The 19,124-nt window shown below is 74.4% G+C and carries 18 protein-coding genes; 7 read left to right on the top strand and 11 right to left on the bottom strand.

Translation table 11 applies throughout. The annotated features are described in order from the left end of the window. Both AB0469_RS06640 and AB0469_RS06635 read left to right on the top strand, forming a co-directional pair. Positions 1–137, top strand: a 137-nt coding sequence (locus AB0469_RS06640) for an adenosylhomocysteinase (protein ID WP_366450250.1), incomplete at its 5' end; no start/stop codon positions are given. A 14-nt stretch (positions 138–151) separates the two neighbouring features. Continuing rightward, positions 152–847: a maleylpyruvate isomerase family mycothiol-dependent enzyme gene (locus tag AB0469_RS06635; RefSeq protein WP_366450231.1), complete on the top strand. Its 696-nt coding sequence runs from the start codon at positions 152–154 to the stop codon at positions 845–847. A gap of 43 nt (positions 848–890) precedes the next feature. Here AB0469_RS06635 and AB0469_RS06630 read toward each other — a convergent pair whose 3' ends face one another. Beyond that, complete coding sequence (locus AB0469_RS06630) at positions 891–1,637, bottom strand: PIG-L deacetylase family protein (protein ID WP_366450230.1); 747 nt, start codon at positions 1,635–1,637, stop codon at positions 891–893. Positions 1,638–1,782: 145 nt separating this feature from the next. On the opposite strand from AB0469_RS06630, the gene AB0469_RS06625 reads away from it, so the two are divergent. The 3 genes from AB0469_RS06625 to mshA all read left to right on the top strand — a co-directional run bounded on the left by AB0469_RS06625 (position 1,783) and on the right by mshA (position 6,944). Next, positions 1,783–3,597, top strand: a complete 1,815-nt coding sequence (locus tag AB0469_RS06625; protein ID WP_366450227.1) for an asparagine synthase-related protein — start codon at positions 1,783–1,785, stop codon at positions 3,595–3,597. A gap of 252 nt (positions 3,598–3,849) precedes the next feature. Beyond that, positions 3,850–5,424, top strand: coding sequence for a class I tRNA ligase family protein (locus tag AB0469_RS06620; protein WP_366450226.1), 1,575 nt, complete (start codon positions 3,850–3,852; stop codon positions 5,422–5,424). Between the two features lie 179 nt (positions 5,425–5,603). Continuing rightward, the gene (gene mshA / locus AB0469_RS06615; RefSeq protein ID WP_366450225.1) at positions 5,604–6,944 is read left to right on the top strand and encodes a D-inositol-3-phosphate glycosyltransferase; all 1,341 of its coding nucleotides are present in this window, start codon (positions 5,604–5,606) and stop codon (positions 6,942–6,944) included. A 346-nt stretch (positions 6,945–7,290) separates the two neighbouring features. Here the strand turns inward: mshA and AB0469_RS06610 are convergent, their stop codons facing one another. The 9 genes from AB0469_RS06610 to AB0469_RS06570 all read right to left on the bottom strand — a co-directional run bounded on the left by AB0469_RS06610 (position 7,291) and on the right by AB0469_RS06570 (position 15,248). Next, positions 7,291–8,343, bottom strand: coding sequence for a helix-turn-helix transcriptional regulator (locus AB0469_RS06610; RefSeq protein ID WP_366450224.1), 1,053 nt, complete (start codon positions 8,341–8,343; stop codon positions 7,291–7,293). Positions 8,344–8,546: 203 nt separating this feature from the next. Next, positions 8,547–8,987, bottom strand: a complete 441-nt coding sequence (locus AB0469_RS06605; RefSeq protein ID WP_366450222.1) for a transcriptional repressor — start codon at positions 8,985–8,987, stop codon at positions 8,547–8,549. A 100-nt stretch (positions 8,988–9,087) separates the two neighbouring features. Next, on the bottom strand, positions 9,088–9,990 hold the full coding sequence (locus tag AB0469_RS06600) for a class I SAM-dependent methyltransferase (RefSeq protein ID WP_366450221.1): 903 nt from the start codon (positions 9,988–9,990) through the stop codon (positions 9,088–9,090). Positions 9,991–10,228: 238 nt separating this feature from the next. After that, complete coding sequence (locus tag AB0469_RS06595; RefSeq protein WP_366450220.1) at positions 10,229–10,708, bottom strand: GNAT family N-acetyltransferase; 480 nt, start codon at positions 10,706–10,708, stop codon at positions 10,229–10,231. Positions 10,709–10,838: 130 nt separating this feature from the next. Beyond that, positions 10,839–11,747 carry a M56 family metallopeptidase gene (locus tag AB0469_RS06590; protein ID WP_366450219.1) on the bottom strand — a complete coding sequence of 303 codons (909 nt, stop codon included), beginning with the start codon at positions 11,745–11,747 and terminating at the stop codon, positions 10,839–10,841. Continuing rightward, on the bottom strand, positions 11,744–12,139 hold the full coding sequence (locus tag AB0469_RS06585) for a BlaI/MecI/CopY family transcriptional regulator (RefSeq protein WP_366450218.1): 396 nt from the start codon (positions 12,137–12,139) through the stop codon (positions 11,744–11,746). Before AB0469_RS06585 ends, AB0469_RS06590 begins: the two co-directional genes overlap by 4 nt. A gap of 166 nt (positions 12,140–12,305) precedes the next feature. After that, positions 12,306–12,587: a metal-sensitive transcriptional regulator gene (locus tag AB0469_RS06580; RefSeq protein ID WP_366450217.1), complete on the bottom strand. Its 282-nt coding sequence runs from the start codon at positions 12,585–12,587 to the stop codon at positions 12,306–12,308. A gap of 11 nt (positions 12,588–12,598) precedes the next feature. After that, a complete protein-coding gene (locus AB0469_RS06575; protein WP_366450216.1) occupies positions 12,599–14,866 on the bottom strand; it encodes a heavy metal translocating P-type ATPase in 2,268 nt (755 codons plus the stop codon). A gap of 94 nt (positions 14,867–14,960) precedes the next feature. Further along, positions 14,961–15,248, bottom strand: coding sequence for a cation transporter (locus AB0469_RS06570; protein ID WP_042809309.1), 288 nt, complete (start codon positions 15,246–15,248; stop codon positions 14,961–14,963). A gap of 177 nt (positions 15,249–15,425) precedes the next feature. On the opposite strand from AB0469_RS06570, the gene AB0469_RS06565 reads away from it, so the two are divergent. Further along, entirely contained in the window at positions 15,426–16,394 is a 969-nt protein-coding gene (locus AB0469_RS06565; protein WP_366450215.1) for a hypothetical protein, read from the top strand. Positions 16,395–16,478: 84 nt separating this feature from the next. Continuing rightward, the gene (locus AB0469_RS06560) at positions 16,479–16,760 is read left to right on the top strand and encodes a metal-sensitive transcriptional regulator (protein WP_042816407.1); all 282 of its coding nucleotides are present in this window, start codon (positions 16,479–16,481) and stop codon (positions 16,758–16,760) included. A 94-nt stretch (positions 16,761–16,854) separates the two neighbouring features. Here the strand turns inward: AB0469_RS06560 and katG are convergent, their stop codons facing one another. Continuing rightward, entirely contained in the window at positions 16,855–19,053 is a 2,199-nt protein-coding gene (katG, locus tag AB0469_RS06555; RefSeq protein ID WP_366450214.1) for a catalase/peroxidase HPI, read from the bottom strand. Between the last annotated feature and the right edge of the window lie 71 nt (positions 19,054–19,124).

The following is a 19,124-nucleotide window of genomic DNA, read 5'->3' as shown; positions in this document are numbered from 1 at the left end:
AGCACCTCGACGAGAAGGTCGCCCGCCTCCACCTCGACGCGCTCGGCGTCAAGCTCACCACGCTGCGCCCGGAGCAGGCCGAGTACATCGGCGTCGAGGTCGAGGGCCCGTACAAGCCCGACCACTACCGCTACTGACCGACGGGAACACCGTGGACACCATCGTGGAGACCGCTCCGGACACCGCAGCCGACCCCGACGTGCGGGACCCGTGGCTCCCGGACCTGCTGCTGCGCACCGAACGGGACGCGCTGATACCGCTGTTGCGGCGCACGCCGGAGGCCGCGTACGGGCTGCGCACCGCCTGCCCGGGCTGGACCGTCCGGGAGGTCCTCGCCCACTGCGCGGCCGCCCTCGTACGGATCGTCGAGGACCGGCTGGAAGAGGGGGTCTTCCTCCCCGCCGCCAACGCCGCCGACGTCGCCGAGCGCGCACACTGGCCGGTGGGCCGGATCGTCGACGAACTGGAGCGCGGGTTCAGCGAGGCGGGGCCGGTCATCGCCGCAGGTGACGGCCGGCTGGACACGGTGGCCCTGGGGGAGTGGATCCACGCCGGCGACGTCCGCGAGGCGTGGGGGGAGCCCGGTGCGTACGCGGGGGACAGCCTGGCGCTCGCCCTGCCCCTGCTGCGCACCGCCAGCCGCAGACGCGAGACGCCCCGGCTGATCGCCGAACTCGGCGGTCGCACCGGAGCGCTGGAACTGGGCAACGAGGTGGACGGCCGGCCCCCGGCCCGGTTCAGCGGCGACGCGGCGACCCTGATCCGGATCTACTCGGGCCGTCCCCTGGTCGCCACCCGCTACGAACTGGCGGGCGCGACCGAAGCGGAACTGCTCGTCTACCGGTGAGCCAGAGGGGCGCGCCCGGGCCGGCACCCGGCCCGGGCGGCCCTCACCCCTCGATCCGCACGACCTGGAAGGCCTCCGCCATCCGCCCCGCGGGCAGCCCCGCCGCCCGCGCGTGCTCGCCCAGCCACTCCCGCAGCAGCCCCGCCAGATCGTCGAAGTGGGCGGTCTGCGAGGTGTGGATGCGCAGCGCCTCGACCTTCCGGTCGAAGACCGGCGTGACGTCCACGTACTGGTTCGGGGTCGGACCGGTCATCAGCCACAGCTCGGGCACGATCCACGGCTCCAGTCCCTCCTCCTTGAGCAGGGACGGGTGGGCGAAGGGGTTGCGGGCCTCGGGGTAGATCGCCCGGAGGGCGGCGTCGCCCACGGCGCGGTGGTCGGGGTGCAGGTCGGCCACGCGGGACCAGTTGATCTCCGGGCTCGGGATGACGGCCCGCTGCGGGCGGACCTCCCGGATCACCCGGCACAGGTCGCGGCGCAGCTCCACGCTCGGCTCGACGTAACTGTCGGGATAGCCGAGGAAACGGACGTCGTCGACGCCGCTGCGCTTGGCCGAATGGACCTGCTCGGCCCGGCGGAGGTCGCCCATGGCCTGGCGCGGGAGCCGCTCGTCGTAGCCGCCGGCGCCGCCGTCCGTGACGATGCAGTACGTCACGCGCCGTGTGCCCTGCGCGATCCACCGCATGACCGTCCCGCTGACGCAGAACTCGATGTCGTCCGGGTGCGCGGCCACGACCAGCAGGGATTCCGGTGCGCTGCGGTCTGTGTGATGGGTCGCGAAGTGTTCCATGAGGTCAGCCTGTTGGGCGTGACCGTGGGCCGCAAGGCGGCCCCTTTGGCGTACTCGCGACATGTCGTCCGTACGCCACCCGAGGACTTCACCGCACCACATCGCTCAGGAACCACGCGCGCGTGGGAAGCGGAGGCGCCCCGTCATGTGCAGGATCTTCGGCTCCTTCTCGGCCGCACGGGCCGACCCGGACCCGGTCGAACTGGCCGCCGTTTCCGCCCGGCAGCGGCACGGCGGGCCCGACGAGCACCGGGTGCTGCGCGGGCCCGGCTGGTCGCTCGGCTGCGACCGGCTCGCCGTGACCGACCCGCGCGGCGGGAGCCAGCCGTACCGGCTCGCGCACCTGCCGGGCATCACGGCCGTCCTCAACGGCCAGATCTACAACCACGCGGCGCTGCGCCGCGAACTCGCCTCCCGCGGACACCGGTTCCCCGACCGCTGCGACGGCACCCTGCTGCCCGCGCTGTACGCCGAGTACGGGCCGGACTTCGCGCGGCGGCTCGACGGGATGTTCGCCGTCGCCGTCCTCGACCTGCGCGCGGCCCCCCGGCTGGTCCTCGCCGTCGACCCGCTCGGGACGAAGCCCCTGCACTACCACCAGGGCCCGGACGGCACGTTCCGCTTCGCCTCGGAGATCCCGGCGCTGCTGGCCTTCGACGGGGTGCGGGCCGCTCCGCGCGAGGACAGCCTCGACACCGTCCTGTGCCTGCGCACCCCGGTCTCCGCCCGTACCGCCCTGGAGGGGATCGGTCTCCTGCCGCCCGGCGCGACCGCCGTCGTACGCCCCGGCCGGGCCCCCGTCGTACGGCGCAGGCCCCCCGGGCCGCCGCCCCCCGCGCAGACGCCCGAGGGGGAGCGGGACGACGCCGGGGACCTGCTGCGCCGCGAGGTGCGCAGCCTGGCGCGGGCCGACGTGCCGGTGTGCGTCCTCACCAGCGGCGGCCTCGCGTCCGGCCTGGTCACGGCCCTGGCCGCCGAGTACGCGCGGGAGACCGGGGCGCCCGCACCGCACACCTTCCACCTCGCCCTGCGCGGCCGGTGGCCCGGCGCCGAGCACGGCCGGGCCCGGCAGACCGCCCGGCACGCCCGCACCCTCCACCAGGAGATCGCCCTGGACCCGGCCGAACTGCCCTCGCTGCTCACCCGGACCACCCGCCACCTGGGGCAGCCCGATGCGGACCCCGCCGCCCCCGCCGCGTACGCCCTCTTCCGGGCGGTCCGGCAGGCCGGCTACACGGTCGCGCTCACCGGGGACGGCGCCGACGAGCTGTTCGGCGGTCCGGCCCGGCTGCACGCGGCCTCCTGCGTGCCCTCCGGACCGGACTGGGCCGCCTCCTACACCGACGCGCTGGGCGCCGCGCCCCGGATGCTGCGCGCGTGGCTGTACACGCCCGCCTACCGTGCCTTCATCGCCGACGAGGGCTCGGCCGCCGACCGCGTCGAGCGGGAACTGCGCTCCTGCCCGGACGGCGACCGGCGGGCCGCCGTGGCCGCCTTCGAGACCCGCTGGCGGCTGCCCGCCGGGCCCCTGCGGCGGGCCGACCACCTGGGCATGGCCTGGGCGGTCGAGGCCAGGATGCCCTTCTGCCGCCCCGCCGTCGCCGCGTACGCCCGCACCCTCGCGCCCGCCGCCGCGCAGGACCGGGGGCCCCTGCGGGCGGCCGGGCGCGCGCTGCTGCCCAAGGCCGTGGCCCAGCGCGCCCGGCAGCCTGCCGCCCTGCCCCTCGCCGCCCTGATCGCCCCCGGCGGCCCGCTCCTGGAACCCGTACGCGAACTGCTCTCCGCCGAGCGGCTGGCGCGGGCCGGACAGGTCCGGCCGGAACGGGTCCGGGCGCTGCTCGCGCGCCAGTTGGAACGCCCCTCGGAGCGCGACGCGCTCGCGCTGTGGGCGCTGGCCGCGCACGAGCTGTGGACCGAGGTGGTACGGGGCATGCGCGTCCCGCTGGACTGCGCCGCCTGAACGGCCGTACGGGCCTGCGGGACCGGGGCCGCCGGGCCGGGGACCACCCGGCCGACCGGCCGGTACCTCCTGGCGTGTCCACGCAACGGCGTGAACGCGCACCCGCATATCAGACCGTACGGTTCGTTTCTCTGTCACGCTGGTACGGCACCCCGGGCTTCCCGGCGGCCGGGCGGCGGCCCGCCCGCCCCGACCGCTCATCCCGTTGCAAGCCCCGCTGCGTACTGCGCACCACAACGTCAAGGAGGTCCCATGAGCACCCCCGTATGGATCACCGCGACCCCGCCGGCCACCCACGGCGAACTCCACGTCGGCCACCTCGCGGGCCCCTACGTCGCGGCGGACGTCCTGTCGCGCTTCCTGAGGGCCGAGGGCGAGCCCGTCCTGTTCACCACGGGCACCGCCGACCACAACAGCTCCGTGCACGCCCGGGCCCTGCGCGCGGGCCGCAAACCGGAGGAGGTCGCGGAGGGGTACCGGGCCGCGATCACCTCGGACTGGCTGCGCTCGGGCGTGGAGTTCGACCACGTCGTGCGCCCCCGCCAGGACAAGGGATACGGACGCTGGCTCGCGGACCTCTTCCGGCGCCTGCACGCCGAGGGCGTCATCGCCGCCCGCACCCGCCTGACCCCCTACTGCGAGTCCTGCGCACGCTGGCTCCACGGCGCCCACGTCACCGGCACCTGCCCGCACTGCGCGGCCTCCAGCGACGGCGGCATGTGCCACGAGTGCGCCCGCCCCAACGACGGCGGCGACCTCCTGGAGCCCCGCTGCGCCCAGTGCGGCTCCCCGGCCGTGCCCCGGCGCTGCCGCCGCCTCTACGTCCCGCTGGAGCCGCACCGCGAGGCCCTCGCCGAGTACTGGGCCACCGCCGGCCTGCCGCCGCGCCTGGCCGCGCTCTGCGAGTCCCTCGTCGAGGACGGCCTGCCCGACATCGCGGTGGCCCACCCGGCGGAGTGGGGCCTGCCCGTCCCGGTCGACGGCTTCCCCGAGCACCGCATCGACGGCTGCTTCGAGGCCGCCGCCATGCACCTGTTCGGCTACGGGGACCAGGCCCTGCCCGAACGGGCCATCCACTTCTGCGGCTTCGGGCACGCCTTCTGCCAGGCCGTGCTGCTGCCGGTCCTGCTCTTCGCCCAGGGCGTCAAGCTCCCACAGCACTTCTGCGTCAACGAGGCGTACGTGGTCGGGGACGAGGCCCTCGTCCGGGGCTCCGGCCAGAAGGCCTGGGCCCTGGACCTGATCACCGAGTACGGATCGGACACGCTGCGCCGGCACGTCCTCCAGGCCCGCCCGCTGGGCCGCCGCACGGAGTTCCACCCCGAGCGGCTCGCCGCCGCCCGCCGTGAGCTCGACGAGAGCTGGAACAGCTGGCTGTCGCGGCTGTTCGCGGCGGTCCGGGAGGAGTGCGCCGGGCTGGCCCCGGCCGCCCTGCCCGGCGGCTCCGGCTGGGAGGTGCTGGAACGCCGGCTGCTGCGCGGGGTGGAGGACCTGCGCGACGCGTACGCGCCGGAGTCCTTCGACCCCCGCAGGGCGGTCGCCCTGCTCGACGAGACGGTGCGCTCGGCGGCCGACTTCGGCCACGTCAACGCGCACGAGGCGCACCGCCCCACCGCCGACAGCCGCCACCTGCCGGCCCTGGCGGCGCAGCTGGCCGTGGCCCGGGCGCTCGCCGCCTGGGCGCGGCCGGTGATGCCGGAGGGCGCGGACCGGCTGGCCGCGGCCCTCACGTCGCAGCCGGGCGGCCCGGTTTCGGCGGCGGCCCTCGTCCCGCCCGCCCCGGGCACCCGGCTGGCCCCGCCCTCGGGTCCGGTCTTCGGCTTCTGAACCGGCCCGGCCCGGCCCGGTCCCCCCGGACCGTGCCGCCGCCCCCCCCACACGGCGGCACGCCGGGAGCACGCACCACCCGCACCACAGTGAGACGACCATCCTCCTTCGCCGCGTGACCGCGCGCCGGTCACCCGGCGGTGCGGGGCGCACGCGGCCCCTCCCCGTTGGAGCTCCACGTGTCCCTGCGCGTCGCCATGCTCAGCGTCCACACCTCACCGCTGCACCAGCCCGGCACCGGGGACGCGGGCGGCATGAACGTCTACATGGTCCAGCTCGCCCGCGCCCTCGCCGAACAGGGCGTCGAGGTGGACCTGTTCACCCGCTGCCGGGGCGAGGAGCACCCGGACCCGGCCGGCCTCGGCCCCGGCGTCCGGGTGCGCCACCTGGAGGCCGGACCGCGTGCGCCCCTGCCCAAGGAGGACATGCCCGCCCTGGTGGTGCCGTTCTCGCTGGCACTGCTCAAGGAGGAGCGGCGCTACGACCTGGTCCACTCGCACTACTGGCTCTCCGGCCAGGCGGGGCGCATCGCGGCCGCCGGCTGGCGGATCCCGTTCGTGCACACCGCCCACACCCTGGCCCGGGTCAAGAACGCCGCCCTCGCCGAGGGGGACGCCCCCGAGCCGGAGCTGCGCATCCGCGGCGAGCACCAGGTCGTCGGCTCCGCCGACCGCCTGATCGCCAACACCGGCGACGAGGCGAGGGCGCTGGGCGAGCTGTACGGGGCCGACGCGCGCCGGACCCGGATCGTCCGGCCGGGCGTGGACCTGGCCACCTTCGGCCCGGGCCGGGGCAAGGTGCGGGCCCGGGCCCGGCTGGGCCTGCCGGCCGACGCGTTCGTCCCCCTGTACGCGGGGCGCATCCAGCCCCTCAAGGGACCCGACGTGATGGTGCGCGCGGTCGCCGCACTGCTGGAGCGGGCCCCGCACCTGCGCCGGCGCACCCTCGTCCCGGTGGTGGGCGGCAACTCGGGCGCCGGACCGCGCGGGGAGGCCTGGGAACTGGCCCGCGAGCTCGGGGTATCGGACGTCCTGCGCCACCACCCGCCCGTGCCGCAGCGGGAGTTGGCGCTGTGGTACCGGGCGGCGGACGTGCTGATGGTGCCCTCGCGCAGCGAGTCCTTCGGGCTGGTCGCCCTGGAGGCGCAGGCGTGCGGTACCCCGGTGCTGGCCTCGGCCGTCGGCGGGCTGCCGACCGCGGTGCGGGACGGGGTGACGGGCGTACTCGTCCACGGCAACGACCCGGCGGAGTACGCCCGCAGGCTGCAGTGGTTCGCCGAACACCCCGCGGAGGCCGCGGTGATGGGACGGGCGGCCGTGGCCCACGCGCGGAGCATGAGCTGGGGGAGCGCGGCGGCCCGGACCCTCGAGGTCTACCGGGACGTCCTGCGGGAGGAAGGGGCGCGACCGGCCCCGGACGGGAACGGGGCAGGAGCGGCGGCACGCTCCTGCCCCGCCGGCACCTCTCTCCTGGAGGGCCGAGAAGGCCGGAATTCCAACCTAGCAGCACTTTTGGGCTGACCAAAGGTGTGCAAGCGTAACGTCTGTATGAACTCCTTCAGATCCGCCTCAGGTGCGCTATAGGGAAGTGGCCCGCCCCCGGAATCCGTACGACAATAGAGAGGTCTTCGAAGGAATACCGGCGGCACGGATCCGCGGAGACGGAAAAGACCTTTCGCAATTCCTGGAGGAATCATGTCCGCTGCGCACACCGCCCCCGCCCGCCCGCTCTGTACGGTCCGTACCAACGGCAACGGCTGGGACTGAACAACCGGTCACGTCGGCGGACACGACCCCGCGACCTCCTCTCCGGGCGGTCGCGGGGTTTTTTCTTCGTCACTCTCCCGGCGTGTGAACGGCCCGCAATTCAATCGAGCCAGCCGAGGCGCTGCGCGCGTACTCCCGCTTCGAACCGGCTGGACGCCCCCATTTCCTGCATGAGCTCGGACAGCATGCGGCTCACGGTGCGCAGGGAAACTCCCAGGGTCCGGGCGACCTTTTCGTCCTTCATTCCCGAGGCCAGCATTTTCAGGGCCGCCCGCTGCTGCTCGGACAGTCCGTCGCCGCCGAGTTCCGGTGCCACGTCGTCGCCGTAGGGGGTGGCCGCGTGCCAGCAGTGCTCGTACAGCGCGAGGTAGGAGCGGACCAGGGCCGGGCCGCGGGCGAGGATCGCGCCGGCCGACCGGTCGTCGGGGTGCACGGGCAGGACGGCGAACTGCTGGTCCGCGATGATCATGTTCATCGGGACGGCGGGGGAGAGGCGGATCTCCACGCCCGCCTCCACCCGGCGCCGGAGCATCTCCACCGCCTCCGGGGACGTGGTGATCCGCTGGTGGTAGATGGCGCGGATGCGCACCCCGTTGTCGATCTGCCGGCGGTCCCGGCTCAGCACCCGGTCGGCCACCTCCCGCACCAGGGCGGTGACGTGCATGGACGTCAGGTCGTGCCGGATGACGTCGGTGATGTCCTCCAGGACCTGCTGGATCCGCCCGTAGTCGTCGAGGACCTCGACCTCCACCTCGGAACCGCTCAGCGCGCCGGGCCGCAGGAACCTCCCGACCAGCGTCTCCAGCGCGCTGTACGCGCGGTCCGACTCGTCCAGGTGCTCGCGCAGCCGCTCCCGTTCCCGCTGGAGCATCCGCAGCAGGGCGATCTCGGGATCGACGGCCGCGACCGCGTCCGGACCCGGCCGCCACTCATCGGACTGGAGGTCGGCGCGGGTGGCGTGGGTGGTGCCGGTGGGCACGACGAGGCCGAGCGAGATCAGCTCCGCGCGCCACTTCTCGCGCTCCTCGGCCGAGAGGTCGAGCTCGTCGAAGGCGTCGCTCAGGCTGGACACCCCGCGCAGGCGCAGCTCCTGATAGAGGGCCAGCACCTTGTCGGCCGACTGGATGCCGTCCCTGCCATCGCCCGTTGCCATCGCGAAGCGACCCCCTCGTCTTACGAATCGACAGTCACACTTTGGCACATGCCAATGGGGGAGCCACCGCCCCCCTGTTTCGGATGTGACGGGGGTCACGCAACACCTCTGAGGTGCGGGGCTCGTCCGCCGGCCGCCCGGAACGGCCGCCGCGCCCGACTCCCCGGCGATGGCGGGGAGGCGGGCGCGGAGGGGGGTCGGGTTCAGTCGCGGGCCGCGGCGAGGCAGTCGGGGCACAGCCCCTTGAAGACCACCTCGGCGCCGTCCGTCCGCCAGGCGGTGAGCGCGTCGCCGGCCGGCTCCGGCACCTCGGCCTCCACGTTCTCCACCCGCCCGCAGCGCAGGCACAGCGCGTGCTGGTGCGGCGGGCCGGCGACCTCGAAGACGGCGGGCAGGCCCGGGCGGTCGAACTTCGCGGCCAGCCCGGTCTCCAGGAAGTGCCGCAGCATCTCGTAGACGGCCTGGCTGGTCAGGGTCCCGAGCCGCTCGCGGGCGGTGGCCGTGATGGACTCGACGTCCATGTGGCCGCCGGCGGACAGGACCTGGAGCACTTCGAGGCGCGGCCCCGTCACCCGCAGGCCCACGTCGCGGAGGCGCTGGATCACTGCCTCGCGGCCGGTCGACTCCTCCACGACAGCCCTCACTGCGCCACCACCGCCATCTGGTCCACTCAAACCTTTGGGGGCATCGTACCTCTTGCGAGTCCTCCTCGAGCGGGAGGAGAGGAATGGGGGCGCGGGCCCGTCAGCCGCCGGCCCGGCACACGAGCAGGACGCTCTCGGTCCGCCCGTCCAGACGGTGGGCGCGCCGCCGTTCCACGCGCAGCCCCGCCGCGTGCAGCTCGGCGGCCAGGCACTCCGGATCGATGATCCACTTGTCGGTGGTCCGCGCCACCCGCTCGGTGCGCACCTTGCCGGTGCGCACGGAGTGGTAGGTGATCCGCTCGCTCATCCCGTCCAGGTCGAAGACCTGCCGGGCCACGGTCCATTCCTCGACCCCGTCGAACCGGGGGACCTGGAACGCCCAGGTGCGCTCGGGCTCCTCGGACAGCCCGCGCAGCCCGTGGGCGGTGTAGTCCAGGGCCAGTACCCCGCCGGGCTCCAGGTGTCCGGCTATCTCCCGCAGCAGCCCGGGGCGGGCGCGGGGCGGTACGGCCGCGATCATCGTCCCGGCCAGCAGGGCCAGCCGGTACGTCCCCCGCAACCTCAGCCGTGCCAGGTCGGCCCGAGTGGTGACCAGGCGCCGCGACACCTGGGGGCCGATCCGCCCGCCCCAGGCCCGCAGCCGCTCCAGGCTGGCCGCGTCCCGGTCCACGGCCTCGACGTGGAAGCCCTGCCGGGCGAACGGCACGGCCAGGCGCCCGGCCCCGCAGCCCAGGTCCAGGACCGGCCCGCCGCAGCTGCGGGCGAGGCCCAGGTAGCGGACGATGTCCGCGCTGTGCGGGCCCAGCAGCGCGTCGTGCAGCCAGCCGGAGTCCTCGTCCGCCGGGGCGGCCGACTCCAGGCCGGGCAGGTGGTCCGCCGGCGGTACGGCCGTCCCGCCGTAGAGGGGGAGACCGCAGGCCTCCGGCGCGGACGGCGGGACCGGTGCGAACGCGGCGGGCACGACCGGCCTGACGGGCAGGGAAGTGCCGCTCGGTGTGTGCATCGCTCCTCCAGGGGCTCGCTCGGTCCAGCCGTCCGGGGCGTGGCTCCCGTGCCGCCGGGAGACCGCGCCGCTGGGGAAATCCTGTCCTGCGGGCGGGTGGCGGGGCCAGCGTTGCGGGCTGCGTGAACACGCGATGGCGTGGATCTGCCACGGTCCCGGCGGAGCGGGGAGGAGGAGGGGCTGGGGCCCGTCGTCGAAGTCCCGTCGTCGCGGGGCGGACGGGAGTGTGACGACAGGCCTAGAGCGCGCGGCCGAGCCGGACCGGGGTGAGGGCGGTGAAGCCGTGGTGCGCGAAGAACGGCAGGGCCGGGGCCCGTTCGGCGGGGAGCGTCATCCGCTGGGACGTCGCCCCGTGCGCCCGCATCCGCTCTCCGGCGGCCGCCAGGAGGGCCGTGCCGACGCCCTGCCGACGGCGGGCCGGGGCGGTGCACAGGGCGTAGAGCTCGCCCTCGGAGGTCACCGGGACCCCGCCCGAGACGGCCCCCACGACGGTCCCGTCGGCATCGGCGGCCACCAGCCAGCCGAGCCAGGCCGGCGCCCCGCCGGGAATTTCTATTTCCGCTCGAATGCGGGGAAGCGCGCAATGGTCCGACACCAGCCGGCCGACGCGCATTTCACCGAGGAGGCTGCCGTAGTCCTCGCGTATGGCCTCGGCGAGGAGCCGGGAAATGGCCGCCGCGTCACGCGGAGCTGCGGTCCGCACGTCAGCCAGCAGCATCTATCCCCCACCTCTCGCCGTACCGGTCCTGAGCCCGCACGCGCCCACAATAGCGGCCAATTCGAGCGGCCGGGGTCGGGGGGAAATCTACGAATTGACTTAGTAAATAGCCGGGTTGGGTGGTCCTCTATCAACGGGTCCAACAACAGAGCGCGACCAGGGGGAGGATGGCGGACGCCGAGGCGGCCACCGCGAACAGCCCCCGCAGCACCGGACGTCCCGCCCGGCGCGGCCCCAGGATGCGCCGCATCCGCACCGCCGCCGACGGACCGCCCGCCGCGAACGCCCGCTGCGGCGCGTGCCCGGTCGCCAGCGCGTAGAGCGCCGAGGCCAGGGCGTCGCTCGAACAGCCGCGCAGCGCCCGGTCGTCGGCGGCCATCTCCAGCAGCAGCGGTACCGTCCGCCCCCCGATCCGGGCCAGCGGCAGCCGGCGGAACACCGACGCGTACGCCCCCGCCGCCGCCACCATCAGATGGTGGCGGCCGCCGATGTGGGCCCGCTCGTGCGCGAGCGCGGCGGCCAGCTCCCGCTCCGACAGCACCTCCAGGGCCCCGGTCGAGACCACCACCCGGCGCGAGCGCCCCGGCAGGCAGTACACCGCCGGGCGCGGGTCCTCCAGTACGGTCACCCCCAGCCGCTCGTCGTACCGTCCCACCAGGCGCAGCAGTTCGGCATGGCGCGTACGGGCCCGGCGCGCCCGCACCAGCTCCCGGACGAAGCCCGTCGCCGGGACCGCCAGCACCACGAGCGCCGACAGCGCGGCGAGGGCCTCGCGCGGCGTCGCGTCGAGCAGCCGGTGCGGCGAGGGCGGGTCCAGGGTCAGGGCCATGTCGACGAGCCGGTGGCTGGTCCGCGCGGGCAGCACCAGCTGCGCCGGCAGCAGCGCCGTCGCCGCAGCGAACAGGGCGCCGCACAGGATCCACGCGGCCAGCCCCAGTCGGGGCGCCTGCTGCGCCCACACGGCGCGGACCAGCATCAGCGGCAGCACCAGTCCCGTGACCAGGGCCAGCCCCAGCGGCGGCAGCACGTGGTGGTTCACAGGGCGTCACCCGCCGCGCCGGACGGGCGTTCGGAGCGGGCCGCGCGCAGGGCCTCGTCCAGCGCCTCCACGTCCTCGTGGGACATCCTCTCCACGAACCGCAGCAGCGTGGCCCGGCGGTCCTGGCTGTCGCCGAGCGCGTCCTGCATGAGCGCCGCGGTGTACTCCTCGCGGCTGCGCACCGCCTGGTACATCCAGGCCCGGCCGGACTTCTCGCGGCTCAGCCAGCCCTTGCGGTAGAGGATGTCGGCCACGGTCATGACGGTGGTGTAGGCGACCGTGCGGCCCCGGTTGATGTCGTCGACGATCTCGCGGACGGAGGCGGGCCGTTCCCACAGCCACACCCGGTCCATGATCTCGGCTTCCAGCTCTCCCAGCCGGCGTACGCGCATGCTTGTCGCCCTCCCCGTCGCGAGCGGCTCATCGTACGGCCCGCCCTCCCGGCGGGGGCATACCCCCACCCCGTAGCCGGGCCCCGCGCGGCCGGGCCGTGGAACGCCGCGAGCCCCTCCGCACGGACACCGTGGGGAGGGGCTCGCGGACCCTGCGGCCGCCGGGCTACGCGCGGATCAGCCGGGCTATGGCCCTGCTCGCCTCGCCGACCTTGACCCGGGCCCGGTCCCCGCCCTGGGCGATGGCCTCGGTGACGCAGCAGGCGAGGTGCTCGTCGAGCAGGGTCACGGCGCAGGACTGGAGCGCGGCGTTGATCGCGGACACCTGGGTGAGCACGTCGATGCAGTAGACGTCCTCGGCGACCATCCGCTGGACGCCGCGGACCTGGCCCTCGATCCGCCGCAGGCGCCGGATGACGTCTTCCTTGTGTTCTCCGTAACCGGCCACGGGGGCTCTCCTCAGTTGGCGGCGGCCCTGAAGCCGCGCAGACGCAGGCTGTTGCCGACGACGAAGACCGAGGAGAAGGCCATGGCCGCTCCGGCGATCATCGGGTTGAGCAGTCCGGCCGCGGCGAGCGGCAGGGCGGCCACGTTGTAGGCGAAGGCCCAGAACAGGTTCGAGCGGATCGTGCCCAGCGTCTTGCGGGCGAGCCGGATGGCGTCGGCCGCCGACCGCAGGTCGCCCCGGACCAGGGTCAGGTCGCCGGCCTCGATGGCGGCGTCGGTGCCGGTGCCCATGGCCAGGCCCAGGTCGGCCTGGGCGAGGGCGGCGGCGTCGTTGACGCCGTCGCCGACCATCGCGACGCTGCGGCCCTCGGCCTGGAGCCGCTTGACCACGTCCACCTTGTCCTGGGGCATGACCTCGGCGATGACCTCGTCGATGCCCACCTCGCGGGCCACCGTCTCGGCCACGGCCTTGTTGTCGCCGGTCAGCAGGATCGGGGTCAGGCCCAGCGCGCGCAGCCGGCCGATGGCCTCGGCGCTGGTGTCCTTGACGGCGTCCGCGACCTCCAGCACCGCGCGCGCCTCGCCGTCCCACGCGACCGCGATCGCGGTGCGGCCGGCGGACTCGGCGTCGGACTTGGCGCGCTCCAGGTGCGGGGGCAGTTCCATCGCCCACTCGGCGAGCAGCTTGCCGCGGCCGACGAGGACGGCGTGGCCCTCGACGACGCCCTGGACGCCGAGGCCCGGGATGTTGGCGAAGTCCTCGGGGGCGGGCAGGGCCCCGACCCGGGCGGCGGCGCCGGCGGCGACGGCCTGGGCGATGGGGTGCTCGGAGGCGTGCTCCAGGGCTCCGGCCAGGCGCAGCACCTCGCTCTCGTCGGTGCCCTCGGCGGTGTGCACGTGCAGCAGGGTCATCCGGCCGGTGGTGACGGTGCCGGTCTTGTCGAGGACGATGGTGTCGACCTTGCGGGTGGACTCCAGCACCTCGGGGCCCTTGATCAGGATGCCGAGCTGGGCGCCGCGGCCGGTGCCGACCAGCAGGGCGGTGGGGGTGGCCAGGCCCAGGGCGCAGGGGCAGGCGATGATCAGGACGGCGACGGCCGCGGTGAAGGCGGCCGAGAGGCCGGAGCCGGTGCCGAGCCAGAACCCGAGGGTGGCCAGGGCGATCGCGATGACGACGGGCACGAACACGGCGGAGATCTTGTCGGCGAGCCGCTGGGCGGCGGCCTTGCCGTTCTGCGCGTCCTCGACGAGCCGGGCCATGCGGGAGAGCTGGGTGTCGGAGCCGACGCGGGTGGCCTCGACGACCAGGCGGCCGCCGGCGTTCAGGGTGGCGCCGGTGACGGAGTCGCCGACGGAGACCTCCACGGGCACGGACTCGCCGGTGAGCATCGAGGCGTCCACGGCGGAGGAGCCCTCGACGACGGTGCCGTCGGTGGCGATCTTCTCGCCCGGGCGGACCAGGAAGCGGTCCCCGACCTGGAGGTCGGCCGTGGGCACGGTCACCTCCAGGCCGCCGCGCAGCACGGTGACCTCCTTGGCGCCCAGTTCCAGCAGCGCCTTGAGGGCGGCGCCGGCCTTGCGCTTGGACTTCGCCTCGAAGTACCGGCCGGCCAGGATGAAGGTGGTGACGCCGGCCGCCGCCTCCAGGTAGATGTTCCCGGCGCCGTCGGTGCGGGCGATGGTGAACTCGAAGGCGTGCCTCATGCCGGGGGTGCCGGCCGTGCCGAAGAACAGGGCCCACAGCGACCACAGGAACGCGGCGATCGTGCCCACCGAGATCAGGGTGTCCATGGTGGCCGCGCCGTGCTTGGCGTTGGTCCAGGCGGCGCGGTGGAAGGGCCAGGCGGCGTAGGTGACGACGGGCGCGGCCAGGGTCAGCGAGAGCCACTGCCAGAAGTCGATCTGGAGCGCCGGGACCATCGCCATCGCGATGACGGGCACGGAGAGGACGACGGCGGTGGTGAGCCGCTGGCGCAGCGGGGCCAGTTCGTCGGCCTCGGCCGGCGGCTCCTCCCCGGCGCCGGACGGGGCGGAGGAGCGGGGCGGCGCGGGCTCGTGCGCGGTGTAGCCGGTGGCCTCGACGGTGGCGATCAGGTCCGCGACGGAGATGTCGGCGTCGGCGTCGAAGGTGACCTTGGCCTTCTCGGTGGCGTAGTTGACGGTCGCCTCGACGCCGTCCATGCGGTTGAGCTTCTTCTCGATGCGTGCCGCGCACGAGGCGCAGGTCATGCCGCCGATGGCGAGCTCGACCTGGGCGGCGCCGGGAGTGATGGTGGTCATGAGTGCTGCTCCTCGTTCGAGCGCGGGGTCGGTGCCGGGGCCCGGTGGACGGGCCCCGGCGTCCGGGGTGGGTCGGGGTCGGGCGGCCGGGGTGTCAGGCCCGGCCGGTGAGCTCGTAGCCGGCGTCGTCCACGGCTTCGGCGATCGCGGCGTCGTCCGGCTCGCCGGCGGTGGTCACGGTGACCACGCCGCCGTCCACGTCCACGTCCACCGAGAGGACCCCGGCGAGCGCGCCGACGGACGCGGTGATGGCGGTCCGGCAGTGTCCGCAGCTCATGCCGGACACGCGGTAGACGGTGGCGGTGCTGTCGACGACGGCGACGGTGGTCGTGGTCTCACCGTTCGAGGCGCAGGCGCCATCGGGGGAACAGCAGGAAGACATGGGCTTCTCCTTGGTCGTGCAGATACCCTCTGGGGGTATCCGGGCTGACTCCAGATATACCCCCCGGTGGTATCCGTCCGCAAGAGTTTCCCGCGCTTGACTTGATACCCCCTGGGGGTATGGTGGAGGTCCATTGAACCGCTGTACGCGGCACCTACGTCGTACGGGAGACCAGGCATGAACACCGGAGTGAAGATCACCGCCTTCGCCGCCGCACTCGCGGCGGCCTTCGGCGCCGCCTACGGGGTCGGGGCGGGCGTCGGCCCCGTGGGCGCGCCGGCGAAGACGGAGCACGCGGGCCACGCGACCCGGGCACAGGCGCCCGGGGCCGGGGGCGGGCACGGCGGCCACGACCAGGCCGCGGCCCAGGGCCCGGCGGCCGGCGGCCTCCAGGTCTCCGACGGCGGCTACACGCTGAGCCTGGACACCCCGCAGGTGTCCCCGGGCCAGGGCGAGCTCAGGTTCTCGGTGAAGGACGCGGCCGGGCGCAAGGTCACCGGCTACAAGACCGAGCACGGCAAGGAGCTGCACTTCATCGTCGCCTCGCGCGACCTGACGGTCTTCCGCCACCTCCACCCGGTGCGCGCGGAGGACGGGACCTGGTCGACCCCGGTGGACCTGCCCGCCGCGGGCGCCTACAAGGCCTTCGCCGACTTCGCCCCGTCGGCCGGGGACGCGAAGAACGTCACCCTGGGCGCGGACCTCACCGTCCCCGGGGCGTACGCGCCCAACCCGATGCCCCCGGTCGCGCCCACCGCGGAGGTGGACGGCTACCAGGTGGCGCTCGGCGGGACCCTGGACCCCGGCAAGCCCGGCGAGCTGAAGCTGACCGTCAGCAAGGACGGCCGGCCCGTCACCGACCTGGAGCCCTACCTCGGGGCCTACGGCCACCTCGTGGCCCTGCGCGACGGCGACCTCGCCTACCTGCACGTCCACCCCAACGAGGGCGGGCCCGGCCCGGACGTCTCCTTCACGGCCACCGCCCCGAGCGCCGGCACCTACCGGCTCTTCCTGGACTTCCAGCACCAGGGCAAGGTCCGCACCGCGGCCTTCACCGTCCGCGCGGGCGGCGGTCAGGCGGCCCCGGCGGCCGCCCCGCAGCCCGCTCAGCCGGCCGGGGAGGAGCAGGGCGGTCACTCCCACTGACCGCCCGGCGGAACATCCCGCGGCCCGTCCTCGTTGTCGCCATACCCCCCAGGGGTACAGACCCGATGAAGGGAAGCGATCGCCGTGCCCGGATACACCTCCCACAAGGACGACGTCCTCAAGCGCCTGCGCCGCATCGAAGGCCAGGTGCGCGGCCTCCAGCGCATGGTCGAGGAGGGGACGTACTGCATCGACGTGCTCACCCAGGTCAGCGCCGCCACCAAGGCCCTGCAGTCCTTCGGGCTGACCATGATGGAGGACCACCTGCACTCCTGCGTCGCCGACGCCATCGCCGAGGGCGGCGACCAGGCCCGGGGCAGGGTCGAGGAGGCCTCGCGGGCCATCGCCCGCCTGGTCCGCGCCTGACGCGGCGCGCAGGGCCCGCCCGCGGCCGGCCCCCGGAACGGGTCCGGGCCGGCCCCCTGGCGGGGCCGGCCCGGACGCGTCGTACCGGAGGGCGTCAGACGAGGTCGAAGCGGTCCAGGTCCATGACCTTGGCCCAGGCCGCGACGAAGTCCTTCACGAACGCCTCCTTGGCGTCGTCGCCGGCGTAGACCTCCGCCAGGGCCCGCAGTTCGGAGTTGGACCCGAAGACCAGGTCCGCCCGGCTGCCCGTCCACCGGACCGCGCCCGTCGCGGCGTCACGGCCCTCGAAGAGGGTCTCGTCCTCGGACACCGCCTTCCACGTCGTGCCCAGGTCGAGCAGGTTGACGAAGAAGTCGTTGGTCAGCGCCCCGGGGGTGTCGGTGAGGACGCCCAGCGACGACTGCCCGTGGTTGGCGCCCAGGACGCGCAGGCCGCCGACGAGGACGGTCATCTCGGGCGCGCTCAGGGTCAGCAGGTTGGCCCTGTCCAGCAGCAGGTACTCGGCCGGCAGCCGGTTGCCCTTGCCGAGGTAGTTGCGGAAGCCGTCGGCCGCCGGCTCCAGCGCGGCGAAGGACTCCACGTCCGTCTGCTCCTGCGAGGCGTCCACCCGGCCCGGGGAGAAGGGCACCTCGACCTCGAAGCCCGCCCGCCCGGCCGCCCGCTCGACGGCGGCGCCGCCCGCGAGCACCACCAGGTCGGCCAGCGAGACCTGCCGGCCGTCCGAGCGGCCCTCGTTGAAGGACCGCCGGATCCCCTCCAGGGTGCTCAGCACCGTCGCCAGGCGGTCGGGGTCGTTCACCTCCCAGCCGCTCTGCGGCTGGAGCCGGATGCGTCCGCCGTTGGCGCCGCCGCGCTTGTCGCTGCCGCGGAAGGAGGAGGCGGCCGCCCAGGCGGCGGACACCAGGTCGGACACCGACAGGTCCGACGCGAGCACGCGGGCCTTGAGGTCGGCGACCTCTGCGGCGCCGACGGGCTCGTACGTCCTGGCCGGCAGCGGGTCCTGCCACAGCAGCTGCTCGGCCGGGACCTCCGGGCCCAGGTAGCGGACGACGGGGCCCATGTCGCGGTGGGTCAGCTTGTACCAGGCGCGGGCGAACGCGTCCGCGAACGCGGCGGGGTCGGCCTGGAAGCGCCGCGAGATGGGCTCGTAGACCGGGTCGAAGCGCAGCGAGAGGTCCGTGGTCAGCATCGTCGGTGCGTGCCGCTTCGACGGGTCGTGGGCGTCGGGGACGGTGCCCGCGCCGGCGCCCTCCTTCGGCCGCCACTGGTGGGCGCCGGCGGGGCTCTCGAACAGCTCCCACTCGTAGCCGAAGAGGATGTCGAAGAAACTGTTGTCCCAGGTGGTCGGGGTGTTGGTCCAGATGCCCTCCAGACCGCTGGTGATCGCGTCCCCGCCCTTGCCGGTGCCGTACGCGTTCGCCCAGCCCAGGCCCTGCGCCGCCATCGGGGCGCCCTCCGGTGCCTCGCCGACGTTTTCGGCCGGGCCGGCGCCGTGGGTCTTGCCGAAGGTGTGGCCGCCCGCGATCAGGGCGACCGTCTCCTCGTCGTTCATCGCCATCCGGTGGAACGTCTCGCGGATGTCGCGGGCGGCGGCGACCGGGTCCGGGTTGCCGTTGGGGCCCTCCGGGTTGACGTAGATCAGGCCCATCTGGACCGCGCCGAGCGGGTTCTCCAGCTCGCGGTCGCCGGTGTAGCGCCGGTCGTCGAGCCAGGTGGTCTCGGGGCCCCAGTACACGTCCTCGTCGGGCTCCCAGACGTCCGCGCGGCCGCCGCCGAAGCCGAAGGTCTCGAAGCCCATCGTCTCCAGGGCGACGTTGCCGGCGAGGATCATCAGGTCGGCCCAGGAGAGGCTGCGGCCGTACTTCTTCTTCACCGGCCACAGCAGGCGGCGGGCCTTGTCGAGGTTGCCGTTGTCCGGCCAGCTGTTGAGGGGCGCGAAGCGCTGCTGGCCGGCCCCGGCGCCGCCGCGGCCGTCGCTGATCCGGTAGGTGCCCGCGCTGTGCCAGGCCATGCGGATCATGAAGGGTCCGTAGTGGCCGAAGTCGGCCGGCCACCAGTCCTGGGAGGTCGTCAGGACCTCCGCGATGTCCTGCTTCACCGCGGGCAGGTCGAGGGTGTCGAACGCCTTCGCGTAGTCGAAGTCCTCGCCCAGCGGGTTCGCCACGGCGGGGTTCTTCGCGAGGATCTTCAGGTTGAGTGAATCCGGCCACCACTGGCGGTTCCCGCCGCCCTGGGTGGGGTGCGGGGCACGGCCGTGGGCGACCGGGCAACCTTCGGCTTGCTTCTCAGACATGGGAATCCTTCCGCACCGGCGGGTAACGCGGTGCTCGGAAATCGCTGGAGTGTTTTCCTGTCCCTTGGCTA

It is taken from the genome of Streptomyces sp. NPDC093801 (assembly GCF_040701585.1).
GTDB lineage: Bacteria > Actinomycetota > Actinomycetes > Streptomycetales > Streptomycetaceae > Streptomyces.
This window is presented reverse-complemented; position numbering and strand designations above follow the sequence as displayed.